We start from the raw sequence: 14,826 nt of genomic DNA, 5'->3' as shown, positions 1-14,826 counted from the left end.
TTCGCGATCAACGGCTCGCTCGTCCGACCGGGCAGGCCTCGTATCCGGTTCTTGTCCATCGGGCCGCGGCTTTGCTCCACGCTTCCTTCAGACCCCGCCTCACGGCGACGCCCTTGCGCTTCGCTAGTCCTTCACCGCCATCAGGCTGGACAGAGGACTTCCACCTCCAAGCTGTCGATCATGCTCGGCACACCGTAGGTTGGGTTCGCGGCAGCGAACCCAACAGATCAAGGGCTGCGACGGCGGCGGGATGTTGGGTTCGAAGGCGAACCCAACCTACGCGGTCGCGCCACGCCTGCCCTCAGCTGCTGTCCGGTTTCCACGGCTTCGGCATGGGCCGGCCGGTGTCGGACTCGTCCGACGGACGGCGCCAGTCGTGCTCGGGCCGAGCGGCCACGGCTTCGAGAGGGTCGTTGGGCACGGGATCGGGGGGCAGGCGATCGGGAGTCTCGGCGGCGGCGCCGTCCCAGTCCCGCGGCAGCAAGGCGGCGTCCAGGTCGCGGCGCTCCTCCGCCTCCTCGAACGGCTCGAGCTCGGTTTCCAGGCGCTCGCTCTCGGTCAGGGACTCGCGCGGCTCCGTCCGGCGGGGCCCGCCATCCTTCGGCCCGGCAGCAGCCGGAGCGGCTTCGGCCGGCGCGGCCTCGGCCGCTTCCTCCGCGGGCGTGGGCTCCGGCTTCCCGTCCTTGCGATCCTGATAATTCTCGCGGACCCGCTGGGTCATCGCGATCGACAGCCGCACCGAGCGGGCCAGGCGCACCTGCGCCAACGCGAAATCCGGCTTCGTCTGCGTGATCGGCGTCGCCATCTGCTCCGTCGCGGTCATCCGGGCCGAGCGGAGGCCGATCTCGACCAGCTCGCCCAGCGAGCCCAGCGCCCATCGCGTCCAGGCCAGGTCCGGATCGACCGGCCCGTCCTCCAATCCGAAATCCTGAGGCAGCATTTCCATGGAACGTATCATGAACGAAGATCGCGAATGAGCGCAATGAACATTGCGTTAACCGGAGCCGGGCCACGCGTTTCTCGCGGGAGGGGGACAAGAATGAATGGTTTCGGATCCGAGATTCCGACAGATTGACGGCCTCAGGAGGACATCATGGATCTTGCCATCCCGCTGCTCAGCATCCTCGGCGCCATCGTGGTCGGCGCGGCCAGCCCGGGGCCCAGCTTCGTCTTCGTCACCCGCACCGCCATCGCCCTGTCGCGCCGCGACGGGCTGGCGGCCGCGCTGGGCATGGGCGTCGGCGGGGTGGTCTATGGCGGGCTCGGCCTGTTCGGCCTGCAGGCGATCCTGGCCCAGGTGGAATGGCTGTACCTGACGCTGAAGGTGCTGGGCGGCCTGTACCTGCTGTGGCTCGCCGTCGCCCTGTGGCACACCGCGGCGCAGCCGATCGCGGTGCCGAAGACGGCGGACGGCCGGCCGCGCAGCGTCCGCCGGTCCTTCACCCTGGCCGCCGTCACCCAGCTGAGCAACCCGAAGGCCGCGGTCGTCTATGGCAGCATCTTCGCCGCCTTCCTGCCGCCGCAGGTGCCGGGCTGGACCTTCGCCGTGCTGCTGCCGGCGATCTTCACCATCGAGGCCGGCTGGTACACGATCGTCGCCCTGGTGTTCTCCGCCGACCGGCCGCGCGCGGTCTATCTGCGCTGGAAGCGCTGGTTCGACCGCGCCGCCGGCTCGGTCATGGGCGCGCTGGGCATCCGCCTGATCCTGGGCGCCGGGCGGGCGTGAGGGGAAGATGAGCGGAGCGGAGCCGGACAGTGATGGATCGGTCCCTCTTGCGCTCACCCGGGATGAAGCCGTCGTGCTGTTCGAGTTTCTGGCACGGACGCTGGACGACGAGAACGGCAGCCGGCTTCGCGAAGCGGTCCGGCACGACGGCGAGCTCTGGGCTCTGACACGGCTGTGGGGCTACCTCGAACGCAGCCTTCCGGAGCCCTTCCTCGCGGATTACAGGGCCCGGGTCGAGGCCGCACAGCAACGGTTGGTCGAGAAAAGCGGCCCATGGTCCTGGGACGAGGCCTGATCCCCGCCCTCAGAACCGCGTGACGACGCTGATGCCGGTGCTGTCGAAGCGGTCCATCTGGGTCAGCGCGGCTGCCGCCTCGTCGAGGCTGATGTGGCTGCCGATCAGCTTCTGCGGGGCCAGCGTGCCGGCCGCGATCATGTCCAGCATCGCCTGGTAGCGGAACGCCTGCATGCCGTGGCTGCCGAGGATCTCCAGCTCATAGGCGATCACCCGGTCCATCGGCACCGGCGGGCGGGCGTGGTCGTCCAGCATCAGCCCGACCTGGATGTGCCGGCCACGCCGGCGCAGGCAGCGGATCGAGTTCATGCAGGTGGCGGGGTGGCCGAGCGCGTCGACCGAGACATGCGCGCCGCCCCCGGTCAGGTCGCGGATCTCGTGCACGACATTGGTCGAGGTCGCGGCGTTGACGGCCGCCGTGGCGCCGAGCTGGTGGGCGAGGTCGAGCTTCTGGTCGGTCAGGTCGACCGCCACCACATTGGCCCCGAGGGCGCGGGCAATCATGATCGCCGACAGGCCGACGCCGCCGCAGCCATGCACCGCCACCCAGTCGCCGCCGCGGACCCGGCCCTGGTCGACGATGGCGCGGAACGAGGTGGCGAAGCGGCAGCCCAGGCTGGCCGCCGTGGCCGAATCGATCTCGTCCGGCAGGGCGACCAGATTGGCGTCGGCGAAGTCGAGCGCGACATATTCGGCGAAGGAGCCCCAGGCGGTGAAGCCGGGCTGGAACTGCCGCTCGCAGACCTGCTGGTTGCCGCTGGCGCATTCCGGGCAATGGCCGCAGCCGGCGACGAAGGGCACCGTGACGCGCTGGCCCTCGCGCCAGCGCCGGACCTGCGGCCCGACCGCGACGATGGTGCCGGCCAGCTCGTGCCCCGGCACATGCGGCAGCACGATGTCGGCATCGTGCCCCATCCAGCCGTGCCAGTCGCTGCGGCACAGCCCGGTCGCCTCGACCTTGACCACGACGCCCTCCGCCGACGGCGACGGGTCGGGCACGGTCTGGATGGTCGGCGCCTGGCGGAACTGTTCGAAGACGACGGCTTTCATCGCGGCAGGACCTGTCGCTGTTGATGGAAGGAGGCGCGGGCGCGCCTGAGGCCTTCTAGCCTATGCCGAAGATCCGATGCGTGCCTTCGACGTCGCGCAGCGGGTGGTGGCCGAGGTCGAGCAGCGGGCGGCCGCAGGCGTCGCGGAACGGCTCGGACACCAGCACCCGGCGGCGCAGGGTCTTGGTCAGCTCCTCCAGCCGGCTGGCGCGGTTCACCGCCGGGCCGATCACGGTGAAGTCCAGCCGCCGGGCCGCGCCGATATTGCCGTAGGCGATCTCGCCGAGATGCAGGCCGATGCCGAAATCGACCGCGTCCGGCCCGGTCAGCCCGCGCTCGGCATTGGTGGCGTCGACCTGGGTGCAGAAGGCCTCGGCCGCGGCCAAAGCGGCGGCGCAGGCGGTGCCGCGGTCGGTCTCCGCCGTCACCGGGAAGATCGCCAGCACCGCGTCGCCGATGAATTTCAGGATCTCGCCGCCCTCAGCCTCGATCGCCACACCCATGTCGCCGAACCAGCCGTTCAGCATCGCCACCACGTCGCGGATGGCATGCACCTCGCTGCGCCGGGTGAAGGCACGCAGGTCGGCCAGCCAGATCGCCGCCTCGATCCAGTCGACCTCGCCGCGCTCGATCTGGCCCTCGATGATGCGCTGGCTGGTGCGGGCGCCGACATAGGTGTCGAGCAGGTCGAGCGCGATGCGCTTCCACACCTGGCGCTCGGCATAGGGGCTGAACAGCCGGGCGGCGGTGTCCAGCGCCTTCAGGTCGTCGTCGTCGAAGCCGCCCGGCTGCCGCGTGGCGAAGGACAGGACCCGGGTGCGGCTGGTGTCGAGGAAGGGCAGCGGCGTGATGAAGAAATCGGTGGTGCCGAGCTGGCGCAGCTCCTCCAGCAGCGGCATCTCGCTGGCGTCGGCGTCGAGCCGCCGGCGCCAGGGCCGCTCGGTGTCGTCGACGATCTTGGTCGGGCTGTTGAGATAGCTCGGGCTCTGCAGGATCTGGTGCCGCTCCCGCTCGCGGAACTCCAGGCTGTCGTCGGTCCAGACCAGCATGGTGCCGCTGATCTCCGGATGCAGCACCTCGAGCCCGAGATTGATCCGCCAGGCCGGGACGATGGTCTCGGCCACACGCTCGCAGAAGCCGGGGAACAGGGACTTCACCGGCACCGGCTGCCGCGTCGCCTCGACCAGCCAGAGGCCGAGCGCCTGCAGCCCGGCGCGATGCCGTTCGGCGATCGGTCGGCAGTCCCAGTCCGGCGGCAATCCGTCTTGCATGGCGGGAGAGAATACCTTCGGCGGGTCGCGGTCAATGCGGCGCTTGGCGCGGACAGCATCGCATCGCGGGGCGGCCCTGGCCACCACCGCGGCCATGCCGCCCGTGCGCGCGGTGTCCGTCTGCCCTGCGGCACGGTCATGTCATCGGCGTCGCTTACGGCCTATCTTTGCAGGGCACATCGCACCGCCCAGCAAGAGAGGACCACCATGGCTGCGCAACGGACCGGCTCCGACCTTCTCGTCGAGGCCCTGGTCAATGAGGGCGTGGACCGCGTCTTCGGCGTGCCCGGCGAGGAGAATCTCGACATCGTCGAATCGCTCCGCCGCTCCGGCATCGCGCTGATCGTCACCCGGCACGAGCAGTCGGCCGCCTTCATGGCCGCGACCTATGGCCGGCTGACCGGCAAGGCCGGCGTGTGCCTGACCACGCTCGGGCCCGGCGCCCTCAACCTGACCACCGGCGCGGCCTATGCCCTCTTGGGCGCCATGCCGATGGTGATGATCACCGGCCAGAAGCCGATCCTGAAGAGCCGGCAAGCGCAGTTCCAGATCGTCGACATCGTCGCCACCATGCGGCCGCTGACCAAGTCGTCGCGCCAGATCGTCAGCACCGGCGCGATCCCGACCCTGGTGCGCAACGCCTTCCGCATCGCCCAGGAGGAGCGGCCGGGCCCGGTGCATCTGGAGCTGCCGGAGGACATCGCCGCCTTTCCGGCGCCCGACGGGCTGGGGCCGGTGCCGCTGCACCCGCTGGAGCTGCCGGTGGGCAACGACGTGGCCGTCGCCACCGCCGCCGAGATGCTGCGCGCGGCCCAGCGCCCGCTGGTGATGATCGGCGCCGCCGGCAACCGCCGCCACCTGGTGCCGGCGCTGTCCGACTTCGTGCGCCGGATGGGCATCCCGTTCTTCAACACGCAGATGGGCAAGGGCGCGGTCGACGGCAATTCCGGCCTCTATATCGGCACCGCCGCTTTGTCCGAGGGCGACTACCTGCACGATGCGGTGACCAAGGCCGACCTGATCCTGGCGATCGGCCACGACGTGGTGGAGAAGCCGCCCTTCATCATGGAGCAGGCGGGGCAGACCGTGATCCATGTCGGCTACCAGCCGGCCGACATCGCCGAGGTGTATTTCCCGGACCATGAGGTGGTGGGCGACATCGGCGCCTCGCTGGCCCGCATCGCCGAGGTCTTCGGCGGGCCGCACCCGACCGCGGCCGAGGCCTTCGCCGAATTGCGCCGCAGGATCCTGGAGAAGGTGGCGGCGGACGGCACCAGCGACCGGTTCCCATTGCTGCCGCAGCGCATCGTCCACGACGTGCGCGCGGTGATGCCGGAGGACGGCGTCGTCGCCCTCGACAACGGCATGTACAAGATCTGGTTCGCCCGCAGCTACCGCACCCACATCGCCAACACCATCCTGCTGGACAATGCGCTGGCGACCATGGGCGCCGGCCTGCCCTCGGCCATGGCGGCGGCGATGCTGTATCCGGACCGCCGGGTGATGGCGGTGTGCGGCGACGGCGGCTTCATGATGAACTCGCAGGAGCTGGAGACGGCGATCCGGCTGAAGCTCAACCTGGTTGTGGTGATCCTGGTCGACAACGCCTACGGCATGATCCGCTGGAAGCAGGAGGCGCAGGGCTTCGCCGATTGGGGCCTGACCTTCGGCAACCCGGATTTCGTCACCTACGCCCAGGCCTATGGCGCCACCGGCTGGAAGGTCGAATCCGCCGAGGATTTCGCGCCGACCTTGGAGCAGGCCTTCGCCCAGGGCGGCGTGCATCTGGTCAGCGTGCCGATCGACTACACCGAGAACAGCCGGGTGTTCATCGAGGAGCTGCGCAGCCACGCCTCGGCGGTCGAAGCCGACTGAGGCGGGGCCGGTCGACCCTCAGCCCAGGATCGACCGGTACAGCGCCAGATAGCGGTCGGCCATGCGGTCGACGGTGAAGCGGGCCGCCACCGCCGCCCGGCAGGCGGCGCGGTCGACCTCGCCGATCCGGCCGATCGCGGCCACCGCCTCGTCGACGCTGTCGACCAGGAAGCCGGTCACGCCGTGGTCGATCAGCTCGGGCATCGCGCCGCGCCTGCTGGCGATGACCGGCGTGCCGCAGGCCAGCGCCTCGACCACCGACAGCCCGAAGGGTTCGTCGAAATTGACCAGGTGCAGCATGGCCCGCGCGGCGCCCAGCGCGCCCGTGCGGTCCGCCCCGCCGAGCGGGCCGCGATAGAGCACGGACCGGCCGTCGAGCGCGGGCACGACCTCCCTGTCGTAATAGCCCTGGTCCTGGACGATGCCGGCCATCACCAGCCGTCTCCCCGTCCGGTGGGCTGCTGCGATCGCCTCCGCCGCGCCCTTGTCCGGGTGGATCCGGCCGAAGAACAGCAGATCGTCGCTGCCCTGCGGGTCGAACGGGAAATCCTGCAGCCGGATGCCGTGGTGGATGGTCGCGGCGTAGCGCAGCCCGGGGCTGCGGTCCGCGTCGCTGATGGCGACGTAGTGGACCCGGTCCTGATACGCCCGGAAGGCCGGCAGGATGCGGTCGGAGGAGAAGCCGTGGATCGTCGTCACCACCGGCGTCGCCACCAGCCGCGAGAAGGCGAGCGGCACGAAATCGGCCTGGTTGTGGATCAGGTCGAACTCGCCCGCCCGCTCGAACACATGGGCGACGTGCAGCATCTCCCAGACCTTGGCGTCGATGGCGGGGTCTTCGGAATAAGGCGCCGGGCACACGCCGGCCAGCGTGCCGGCCGTCAGGCTGTCCCGGGTGGCGAACAGGGTGACGTCGACGCCGCGCGCCACCAGCGCCTCGGTCAGCAGGCTGGTCACCAACTCCCACGGGCCGTAGTGGCGCGGCGGCGTGCGCCAGGAGATCGGCGCCAGCATGGCGATGCGCAAGATGTGCCCTTTCCTGCCGCCGGTCACCGCAGCAGTGACGCAAGGCTACGCGCCGGGGCCGAGCGCGTCGCCCCATTTCAGCCGCCGGGCGGTCTTCGGCAGCGGCGAACGATTGATGTTTCCGCCCCCGGGGCAAGGCATCGCCTTTCGCCGGAGGATTGCCGACGCCGGCGCGCTTGAGGATGTCCAGCGCCTTGGGGATGTCCGCCCGCGCCGCACGTTCGGCATGGATGCGCAGGCTCCAGGCGTCCTCGAACTCCTGGCATGTGATTTCTTCGGGGATGAACTGGGGGTCGGCGGCGATTTCCGCGATCGGCGGGACAGGAACCAGACCCAACCGGGTGCCTCCGTGCTCCACTCGGTTATCGGCGTACCCTGTGGAGCCGTCCGGAAAGATCTCGATCTTCCGGGTTTCCCGTCGGGCCTCGTCGAGCTCGCTGATGAGCAGCACTGGCTCATTTGGGAAACCGTGAAGCCACCGAACCCGAATGTATTCCAAGCGGATCTCCCTCGGATCTACCGCAGGATCATACCGTTTTTTGGACACGTAGGTTGGGTTCGCGAACGCGAACCCAACATCGGTTCGGGCCGCAGCATGTTGGGTTCGCCGAGGCGAACCCAACCTACGGCTCGGCCCCCAGTGCATCGCCCCAGCGCAGGCGCCGTGCCGTCTTCAGCAGCGCCCCGTCGCGCTTGGTCACGGTGCGCTCGGCCACGCCGTCCAGCGTGCACAGCCGCAGGTCGATGCGGGAGCCGGCGCCGCGGGGCGGGGCGATGACGCGGCCCATGATCGGCGCGCCCGGACGGCGCGAGACCGCGACATAGGCGAATTTCTCGTCCTCCCACGGCACCTCGCCGCCCTTGGCCTGGCGGTGCAGGCGCGAGCGGGCGACGCGCCGGGCGAAGTGGCACCAGTCGGGCTCCACCAGCGGGCAGGCGCGGTCGTGCGGGCATGGCGCCACGACATGGCCGCCGGCGGCGATCAGGCGCGAGCGGGCGTCGAGGATGCGGCGGTACCCGGCCGGGGTGCCGGGCTCGACGACCAGCAGCAGGTCGGCGGTGGTTGCCCACAGCCCGTCGACCAGGGCGCCGCGCCGGTCCGGCGCCAGCTCGTCCAGCACATAGGACAGGATGACGAGGTCATGCGCCGGCAGCTCCGGCAGCGGCCGGGCCAGGTCGGCGGCGCGCCAGTCCGCCGGCGGCAGGTCGTCCCCGGCCAGCCGGGCGCCCCAGTCGCGGAAGGCGGCGCTGCCCTCCAGCAGCGTGGCGGCGGAAAGCTCGGGCCAGGTCTCCGCGACGGCCCAGAGCGCGGTGCCCGGCCCGGCGCCGGCGTCGAGCAGGCTGGCGGGGGAAAAATCCGGCCGACGCTCCGCCACCGCCTCCAGGCAGGCGCGGATTGCCGCGTAGGTGGCTGGCAGCCGGGTGGCGAGATAGGCCTGGACCGCGCGGTCGTCCGCGACATGGAAGCGGCCGTCGCGCAGCTCGGCCCGGTAGCGCTGCGACAGCCGCGATGCCGCGGCCGACAGCTCGGCCAGGGCGACGCCCTCCAGCGCCCGGTCGACCGCGACGCGCAGGGCGGCCGGCAGTTCCATGGCTACCCGGCGAGCGCCTGCCGCACGGCCTCGGCCAGATCGCCCTGCGGATGGGTCGACTGCTCGCCGGACGCCAAGTTCTTCAGCACCGCGGTGCCGGCGGCGATCTCGGTCTCGCCGGCGATCACGGCCAGGGGAAAACCCTTCTTGTCGGCGTATTTCAGCTGGTCGCCGACCTTCTTGCCTTCGGTGAACAGCTCGGTCGCGATGCCGGCGGCGCGCAGCGCGGTGGCCAGGCCGAGATAATAGGGCAGCTGCGCCCGGTCCATCACCGTCACCAGCACCGCGGCGGGGGTGGCGGCGCCGGGCTTCAGCAGGCCGGCGTCGAACAGGCGCGACAGCAGCCGGGTGACGCCGATCGAGATGCCGACGCCCGGCAGCTTCGCTTTGGTGTAGTTGCTGGCCAGGTCCTCGTAGCGGCCGCCGGAGCAGATGCTGCCGACCTCAGGATTCGCCACCAGCTGGGTCTCGTAGACCGTGCCGGTGTAGTAGTCGAGGCCGCGGACGATGGCGAGGTCGATGCGCCAGCGATGCGCCGGCACCTGGAAGGCGGCGAGGCCGTCGGCCACCTGGCCCAGCTCGTCCAGCCCCTCGCGGTACAGCGCGCCACCCTCGATCGCGCGCAGGTCGGCGATGGTCACCGGACGGGTCACGAGATCGACGATCCGCGCCGCAATCGCCGCGTCGACGCCGGCATGGGTGGCAAGATCCGCCAAGGTGCGCTCGCGGCCGACCTTCTCGATCGCGTCGATCACCTTCAGCGCCGCGCCGACGCCCTCGGCCGTCAGCCCCTGGTCGAGCAGATAGCCCTGCAGCAGCTTGCGGTTGTTGATGCGGATGACGAATTCGCCGATGCCGATGCGGGCGAAGATGGCGTTGATGACGCAGGGGATCTCGGCGTCGTTGAGCAAGCCCAGGCTGCCGTTGCCGATGACGTCGATATCGGCCTGGTAGAACTCGCGGAACCGGCCGGCCTGGGGCCGCTCGCCGCGCCACACCTTCTGGATCTGGTAGCGGCGGAACGGAAAGGTCAGCCGGGCCGCGTTCTGCGCCACGTAGCGCGCCGTCGGCACGGTCAGGTCGAAATGCAGCGCCATGTCGGTCGAAGCGTCCTCACCCTCCCCCGCCGCCAGGCGGGACAGGGCGTAGATCTCCTTCTCGACGATGCCCTTGGCGGTCAGGATCTCGCGCCGCTCCACCGCCGCCGTCTCGATCGGGGTGAAGCCGTAGCGCTCGAACTCGTCGCGGATGATGCGCAGGACGCGGTCCTCGACCAGCTTCTCCTCCGGCAGCCATTCCGGGAAGCCGCTGATCGGCTGGGGCTTGATGATTCGGGTCTCGGACATGGCGGTCATCTTCCTAGGGAGTGTGGCGGTTTAGCCGATCGCGCCGCCGCCGTCACCCGCGGGGAATCGGAACCGGACCTGTGCCCCGGACGTTTCGCACAGCGACCGAGACGACACGGAGAGCCCCGGATGCGTTCCACCATTGCCCTGGCCTGCCTGGCCGCGACCGCCGGCTGGGCGGGCACCGCTTTTGCCGCCAACATCGAGGCCGGCACCTATGTCGCCGGCGGCGACGCGCCGATCCGGCTGCTGGTCCAGCCGACGCAGGACGGCAACGTCGCCTTCCTGCTGCACCGCTCCAGCCGCGGCGGCATCTGCCTGATGTCCGGCATGGCCAAGCCGGTCGGCGACACCATCACCTGGACCAGCAACAGCGGCGCCGCCCTGGCGATCCGCTTCGACGGCCGCGGCGCGTCGATCGACACGGCGAACGCCCTGCCGCAGAACTGCGACGGCGCGCCCCGCATCGCCGGGTCCTATGTCTTTGACAACCCGACGGTCGAATTCGACCGGGCCGAGATCGGCGCGGTGCAGAGCGCCCTGAACGGGGCGGGCTATCGGCTCGGCCAAGTCGACGGCATCCTGGGCCAGCGCAGCCGGGCGGCGGTGCGCGACTACCAGCAGAAGAACAACCTGCCGGCGCCGGACGACGGGCTGACGGTGGAGACCGTGGCCCATCTCGCCAGCGGCGGCCGGACCGTCGACGCCACGCCGGGCGCGCCGACCCCGATCGCGCCGTCCACGGCGCCGGCCACGGGCGCCGCCCCGCCTGTCGCCCCGGGCGACACCGCCGCGGCGACGCCGAGCGCGCCCACCCCGGCCAGCCCGCCGCCGCCCCTGCGCTGGCTGAGCCCGATCCCCGACCGGCTGATCCCGCTGCTGGAGGCACGCTACGCGCCGATGGTGTCGCCGGCGGTGATCAACTGGCGCGACGCGCCGTTCCAGGTGGCCGAGATGGAGCTGGACGAGAAGCCCGGCCAGTTGACCCCGGACGTGATCGTGTTCTGGAACGACGCCAAGCACTGCGATTCGAACGGCTGCCCCTGGGAGATCCTGGCCGAGGGTTCGCAATCGCTGACCCCGGTCGCCGACGGCAAGGCCCACGACCTGGGCCTGGCGCCGAGCTACAGCGCCGGCAAGCGCGACCTGCTGGTCGACGGCAACCGGCTGTTCCGCTGGACCGGCAAGGGCTGGGCGCCGGAGTACTACAAGCCCGAGAAGGTGCGGTAGTCAGCCCGCGCGCGGGCTGCCCTGGAGGCGCCATTCCAGCTGGTCCAGCCGGTCGGCGCCCCAGAAGCCCTCGCCGTCGAGCAGGAAGAAGGGCGAGCCGAACACGCCCTTCGCCGCCGCCGCGTCGGTCTCGGCCCGCAGCCGGTCCTTGACCTCCGGCCGCTGGATCGCGTCCGCGGTTTCCGCCGCGTCGAGGCCGAGCCCGGCGGCGATGCGAAGCACCACCTCGGGCGCGGCGATGTCCTCGCCGCGGCCCCAATGCGCATCGTAGAGCGCGACGGCGAGGTCGTGCGCCAGGGCCGGCCGGTCATCGGCCAGCCACCACACCGCGCGCGACGGCGCCAGGGCCGCGATCGGCCATTGCGCCGGCAGGGTGAAGGGGACGCCCAGATAGGCCGCGAAGCGCGCCGCATCCTGCTCCAGATACGGCCCGCGCACCGGCAGCTCGCGGATCGGCCTGGTGCCGATCTGCTTCATGATCGGGCCCAGCAGCACCGGCTTCCACCGCACCTCGCGGCCGTGCCGCGCGGCGAGCGCGTCGATCCGAGTGGCGCCGAGATAGCCGTAGGGGCTGGCGAAGTCGAAATAGAACTCGATCGGCGACGGCATCCGGCTCTCCTCCCGCTGTTGCCCGGAGCCTAGATCGGCGACGGACCTGCGGCCACCTTCCGTTTAGGATGGCGGGGACGAACGGACGGAAGCCGATGTCGATGACACCGCCCCGGGGGGACCACAGCGCGCGCGGCGACCTGGCCACGCTGGGCCGGGTCATGCCCTATCTGTGGCGCGGCGAGAGCTGGGGCGTGCGGCTGCGCATCCTGGCCTGCGTCGCCCTGGTGTTCCTGTCCTCCTTCGCCGTGGCGCTGGTGCCGCTGCTGTTCTCGCTGGCGATCGACGCCTATGCCGGCAAAGCCAACACCTGGGCGGTCGGGGCGATGGGCGTGATCACCGCCTATGCCGTCGCCTCCTGGGTCGGGCGCATCCTGGGCGAGCTGCAATACGCCGCCTATGGCCCGATCGAGCACCGGCTGGTGCGGCGGCTGAGCCGCACCTTCTTCACCCATCTGCACGGGCTATCGCTGCGCTTCCACCTGGGCCGCCGCACCGGCGCGGTCAGCGAGGACCTCGGCCGCGGCCTGTCCGGCATCCGCGAGCTGATCTACGACGTCGCCTTCCGCATCCTGCCGCTGCTGATCGAGATCGCCGCCACCTGTGTCATCCTGCTGGCGCATCTGCCGCCCTTCTACGCCCTTGTCACCGCCGCCACCCTGGCCGCCTTCGCCTGGGCGATGACGCTGGGCGCCGATAATCTGCGGACCACGATCCGGACCATGAACCGGGAGAGCAGCAGCGCCCATGCCGTCGCCATCGACAGCCTGATCAACTACGAGACGGTGAAGTATTTCGGCGCCGAGGGCGCGATCGGCCGCCGCTACGACGAGCGGCTGGAGGAGGTCGAGCGGCTGGCCGCGCGGGGGCTGGCGCTGCGCAGCCTGAACGGCATCGCCCAGATGACGGTGCTGAGCGTCGGCCTCGCCATCCTGCTGATCCTGGGCGGCCAGGCGGTTCAGGCCGGCACCATGTCGGTCGGCGACCTGGTGCTGCTGAACACCTATTTCGTCCGCCTGGCCCGGCCGCTGGAGCAGCTGAGCCGACTGTACCGGGTGATCCGCAACTCGCTGGGGTCGGTCGAGCAGATGTTCGCGCTGCTCGACGAGGCGCCGGAGGTGACGGATTCGCCGGGCGCCGTGCCGCTGCCGCCCGGCCGCGGCGATCTCGTCTTCGAGCACGTCTCCTTCGCCTACGACCCGCGCCGGCCGATCCTGCGCGATGTCGGCTTCACCCTGCCGGCCGGGCGGACGGTGGCGGTGGTCGGCGCCTCGGGCGCCGGCAAGTCGACCATCGCCCGGCTGCTGTTCCGCTTCTACGACCCGTCCGACGGTCGGGTCGTGATGGACGGCCAGGACCTGCGCGACATCACCCAGGCTTCGCTGCGCGCCGCCATCGCCGTGGTGCCGCAGGACACGGTGCTGCTGAACGAGACGCTGCGCGACAACCTCGCCTTCGGCCGGCCGGACGCCACCGACGCGGAGATCGAGGCGGCGGCGCGGATCGCCCAGCTGGACCGCTTCGTCGCCGGGCTGCCGGATGGCTGGGACACCCTGGTCGGGGAGCGCGGGCTGAAGCTGTCGGGCGGCGAGAAGCAGCGCGTCGCCATCGCCCGCGCCGTGCTGAAGCAGCCGCGGCTGTTCATCTTCGACGAGGCGACCTCGTCGCTCGACAGCGCCACCGAGCAGGCGATCCAGGAGCGGCTGGCCGAGGCCTCGCGCGGCACCTCGACCCTGATCATCGCCCATCGCCTGTCGACCGTGGTCAACGCCGACGAGATCCTGGTGCTGGACCGCGGCCGGATCGCCGAGCGCGGCAGCCACGCGGTGCTGCTGGCCCGGGACGGGCTCTATGCCGCGCTATGGCAGCGCCAGCATCGGGTGGCCGAGCCGGCGGCTGAATAGCGGCTCAATCCACCTTCAGCCCCGCCGCTTCCGCGGCATCCAGGGCGATCGCGGTCCAGTCGAGGTCGCCGCGGCCGCGGGCGATCGAGCCGATGAAGCGCTCGCGCAGCACCGCGGCGAAGGGCAGCGGCACCCCTACCCTCTCCCCGGCCGCCAGGGCCAGGCCGACATCCTTGAGGCCGAGCGGCATGCGGAAGCCGGGCGGCGAGAACTTCCGGTCGACGATGAAGCCGCCGTAGTTCTTGTAGATCGGCGCGGCGAAGATCGAGCTGGAATACAGCTCATGCGCCTGGCGGGCGGAGACGCCGTGCTTCTCCAGGAGGGTGAAGGTTTCGGCCATCGCCTCGATCGCCGCCGCGATCATGAAGTTGCCGCCGATCTTGACGACATTCGCGGCCTCCGGCGCCTCGCCGAAATCATGCACCGCCTGACCCAGCGTCTCCAGCACCGGCCGGACCTTGTCCTTGGCCGCGACCGGGCCGGACACGGCGATCCAGAGCTGGCCGGAACCCGCCGCCGGCGGCCGGCCGAAGACCGGCGACCCGACATAGGCCGAACCGGCCGTCGCATGCGCCGCGGCGAGATCGGCGGCGATCGCCGGGCTGACCGTGCTCATCGACACATGCACGCCGCCTTGCGACAGGCCGGACAGGATGCCGCTGTCGCCGGTGGTCACGCTCTTCAGCGCCGAATCGTCCGCCACCATGGACAGGACGATGCCGCCGGAAGCGGCCTCGGCCGGCGTCGCCGCCCGGACCGCGCCCTTGGCCAGCAGCGGCTCCTCCGCCGCAGGGCTGCGGTTCCACACCGCGACCGGCCAGCCCTGGTCGAGCAGGCGAACCGCCATCGCCGCGCCCATGCTGCCGAGGCCGACCACGCCGATCCGCGTCTTCTCCGTCATCA

13 protein-coding genes and 1 pseudogene are annotated in these 14,826 nt (G+C 71.0%); 5 read left to right on the top strand and 9 right to left on the bottom strand.

Features of this window, described 5'->3' with window-relative positions; all coding sequences use genetic code 11:
- Positions 1-301: 301 nt before the first annotated feature.
- Entirely contained in the window at positions 302-919 is a 618-nt protein-coding gene (locus ACTOWL_RS03945) for a hypothetical protein (protein ID WP_441319883.1), read from the bottom strand.
- 174 nt (positions 920-1,093) lie between these two features.
- Here ACTOWL_RS03945 and ACTOWL_RS03940 point away from each other — a divergent pair, with 174 nt between their 5' ends.
- Both ACTOWL_RS03940 and ACTOWL_RS03935 read left to right on the top strand, forming a co-directional pair.
- A complete protein-coding gene (locus ACTOWL_RS03940; protein WP_441319882.1) occupies positions 1,094-1,726 on the top strand; it encodes a LysE family translocator in 633 nt (210 codons plus the stop codon).
- A 7-nt stretch (positions 1,727-1,733) separates the two neighbouring features.
- Complete coding sequence (locus ACTOWL_RS03935; protein ID WP_441319881.1) at positions 1,734-2,021, top strand: hypothetical protein; 288 nt, start codon at positions 1,734-1,736, stop codon at positions 2,019-2,021.
- 9 nt (positions 2,022-2,030) lie between these two features.
- Here ACTOWL_RS03935 and ACTOWL_RS03930 read toward each other — a convergent pair whose 3' ends face one another.
- A complete protein-coding gene (locus ACTOWL_RS03930) occupies positions 2,031-3,071 on the bottom strand; it encodes a zinc-dependent alcohol dehydrogenase family protein (RefSeq protein WP_441319880.1) in 1,041 nt (346 codons plus the stop codon).
- 55 nt (positions 3,072-3,126) lie between these two features.
- Positions 3,127-4,341 (bottom strand): adenylate/guanylate cyclase domain-containing protein, encoded by a 1,215-nt coding sequence (locus ACTOWL_RS03925; RefSeq protein WP_441319879.1) that lies wholly within the window; start codon positions 4,339-4,341, stop codon positions 3,127-3,129.
- A gap of 207 nt (positions 4,342-4,548) precedes the next feature.
- Between ACTOWL_RS03925 and ACTOWL_RS03920 the strand changes: the two genes are divergently transcribed.
- Positions 4,549-6,216 (top strand): acetolactate synthase large subunit, encoded by a 1,668-nt coding sequence (locus tag ACTOWL_RS03920; protein WP_441319878.1) that lies wholly within the window; start codon positions 4,549-4,551, stop codon positions 6,214-6,216.
- Between the two features lie 18 nt (positions 6,217-6,234).
- Here the strand turns inward: ACTOWL_RS03920 and ACTOWL_RS03915 are convergent, their stop codons facing one another.
- The 4 genes and pseudogenes from ACTOWL_RS03915 to hisS all read right to left on the bottom strand — a co-directional run bounded on the left by ACTOWL_RS03915 (position 6,235) and on the right by hisS (position 10,180).
- Positions 6,235-7,242: a glycosyltransferase family 4 protein gene (locus tag ACTOWL_RS03915; protein ID WP_441319877.1), complete on the bottom strand. Its 1,008-nt coding sequence runs from the start codon at positions 7,240-7,242 to the stop codon at positions 6,235-6,237.
- Between the two features lie 247 nt (positions 7,243-7,489).
- Positions 7,490-7,888 (bottom strand): annotated as a pseudogene (locus ACTOWL_RS03910) (DUF6881 domain-containing protein); the annotation flags it as partial.
- Complete coding sequence (locus tag ACTOWL_RS03905; protein ID WP_441319876.1) at positions 7,866-8,834, bottom strand: small ribosomal subunit Rsm22 family protein; 969 nt, start codon at positions 8,832-8,834, stop codon at positions 7,866-7,868. The gene ACTOWL_RS03905 and the pseudogene ACTOWL_RS03910, both read right to left, overlap by 23 nt.
- A 2-nt stretch (positions 8,835-8,836) precedes the next feature.
- Positions 8,837-10,180 carry a histidine--tRNA ligase gene (hisS, locus tag ACTOWL_RS03900; RefSeq protein ID WP_441319875.1) on the bottom strand — a complete coding sequence of 448 codons (1,344 nt, stop codon included), beginning with the start codon at positions 10,178-10,180 and terminating at the stop codon, positions 8,837-8,839.
- A 129-nt stretch (positions 10,181-10,309) separates the two neighbouring features.
- Between hisS and ACTOWL_RS03895 the strand changes: the two genes are divergently transcribed.
- A complete protein-coding gene (locus ACTOWL_RS03895; RefSeq protein WP_441319874.1) occupies positions 10,310-11,410 on the top strand; it encodes a peptidoglycan-binding domain-containing protein in 1,101 nt (366 codons plus the stop codon).
- On the opposite strand, the gene ACTOWL_RS03890 is transcribed toward ACTOWL_RS03895, so the two are convergent.
- Positions 11,411-12,019 carry a 2-hydroxychromene-2-carboxylate isomerase gene (locus tag ACTOWL_RS03890; protein WP_441319873.1) on the bottom strand — a complete coding sequence of 203 codons (609 nt, stop codon included), beginning with the start codon at positions 12,017-12,019 and terminating at the stop codon, positions 11,411-11,413.
- A gap of 101 nt (positions 12,020-12,120) precedes the next feature.
- Between ACTOWL_RS03890 and ACTOWL_RS03885 the strand changes: the two genes are divergently transcribed.
- Positions 12,121-13,923 (top strand): ABCB family ABC transporter ATP-binding protein/permease, encoded by a 1,803-nt coding sequence (locus ACTOWL_RS03885; protein WP_441319872.1) that lies wholly within the window; start codon positions 12,121-12,123, stop codon positions 13,921-13,923.
- A gap of 4 nt (positions 13,924-13,927) precedes the next feature.
- On the opposite strand, the gene ACTOWL_RS03880 is transcribed toward ACTOWL_RS03885, so the two are convergent.
- A complete protein-coding gene (locus ACTOWL_RS03880; RefSeq protein ID WP_441319871.1) occupies positions 13,928-14,824 on the bottom strand; it encodes an NAD(P)-dependent oxidoreductase in 897 nt (298 codons plus the stop codon).
- Positions 14,825-14,826: the final 2 nt, after the last annotated feature.

This window comes from Inquilinus sp. CA228 (assembly GCF_052078665.1).
GTDB lineage: Bacteria > Pseudomonadota > Alphaproteobacteria > DSM-16000 > Inquilinaceae > Inquilinus.
This window is presented reverse-complemented; position numbering and strand designations above follow the sequence as displayed.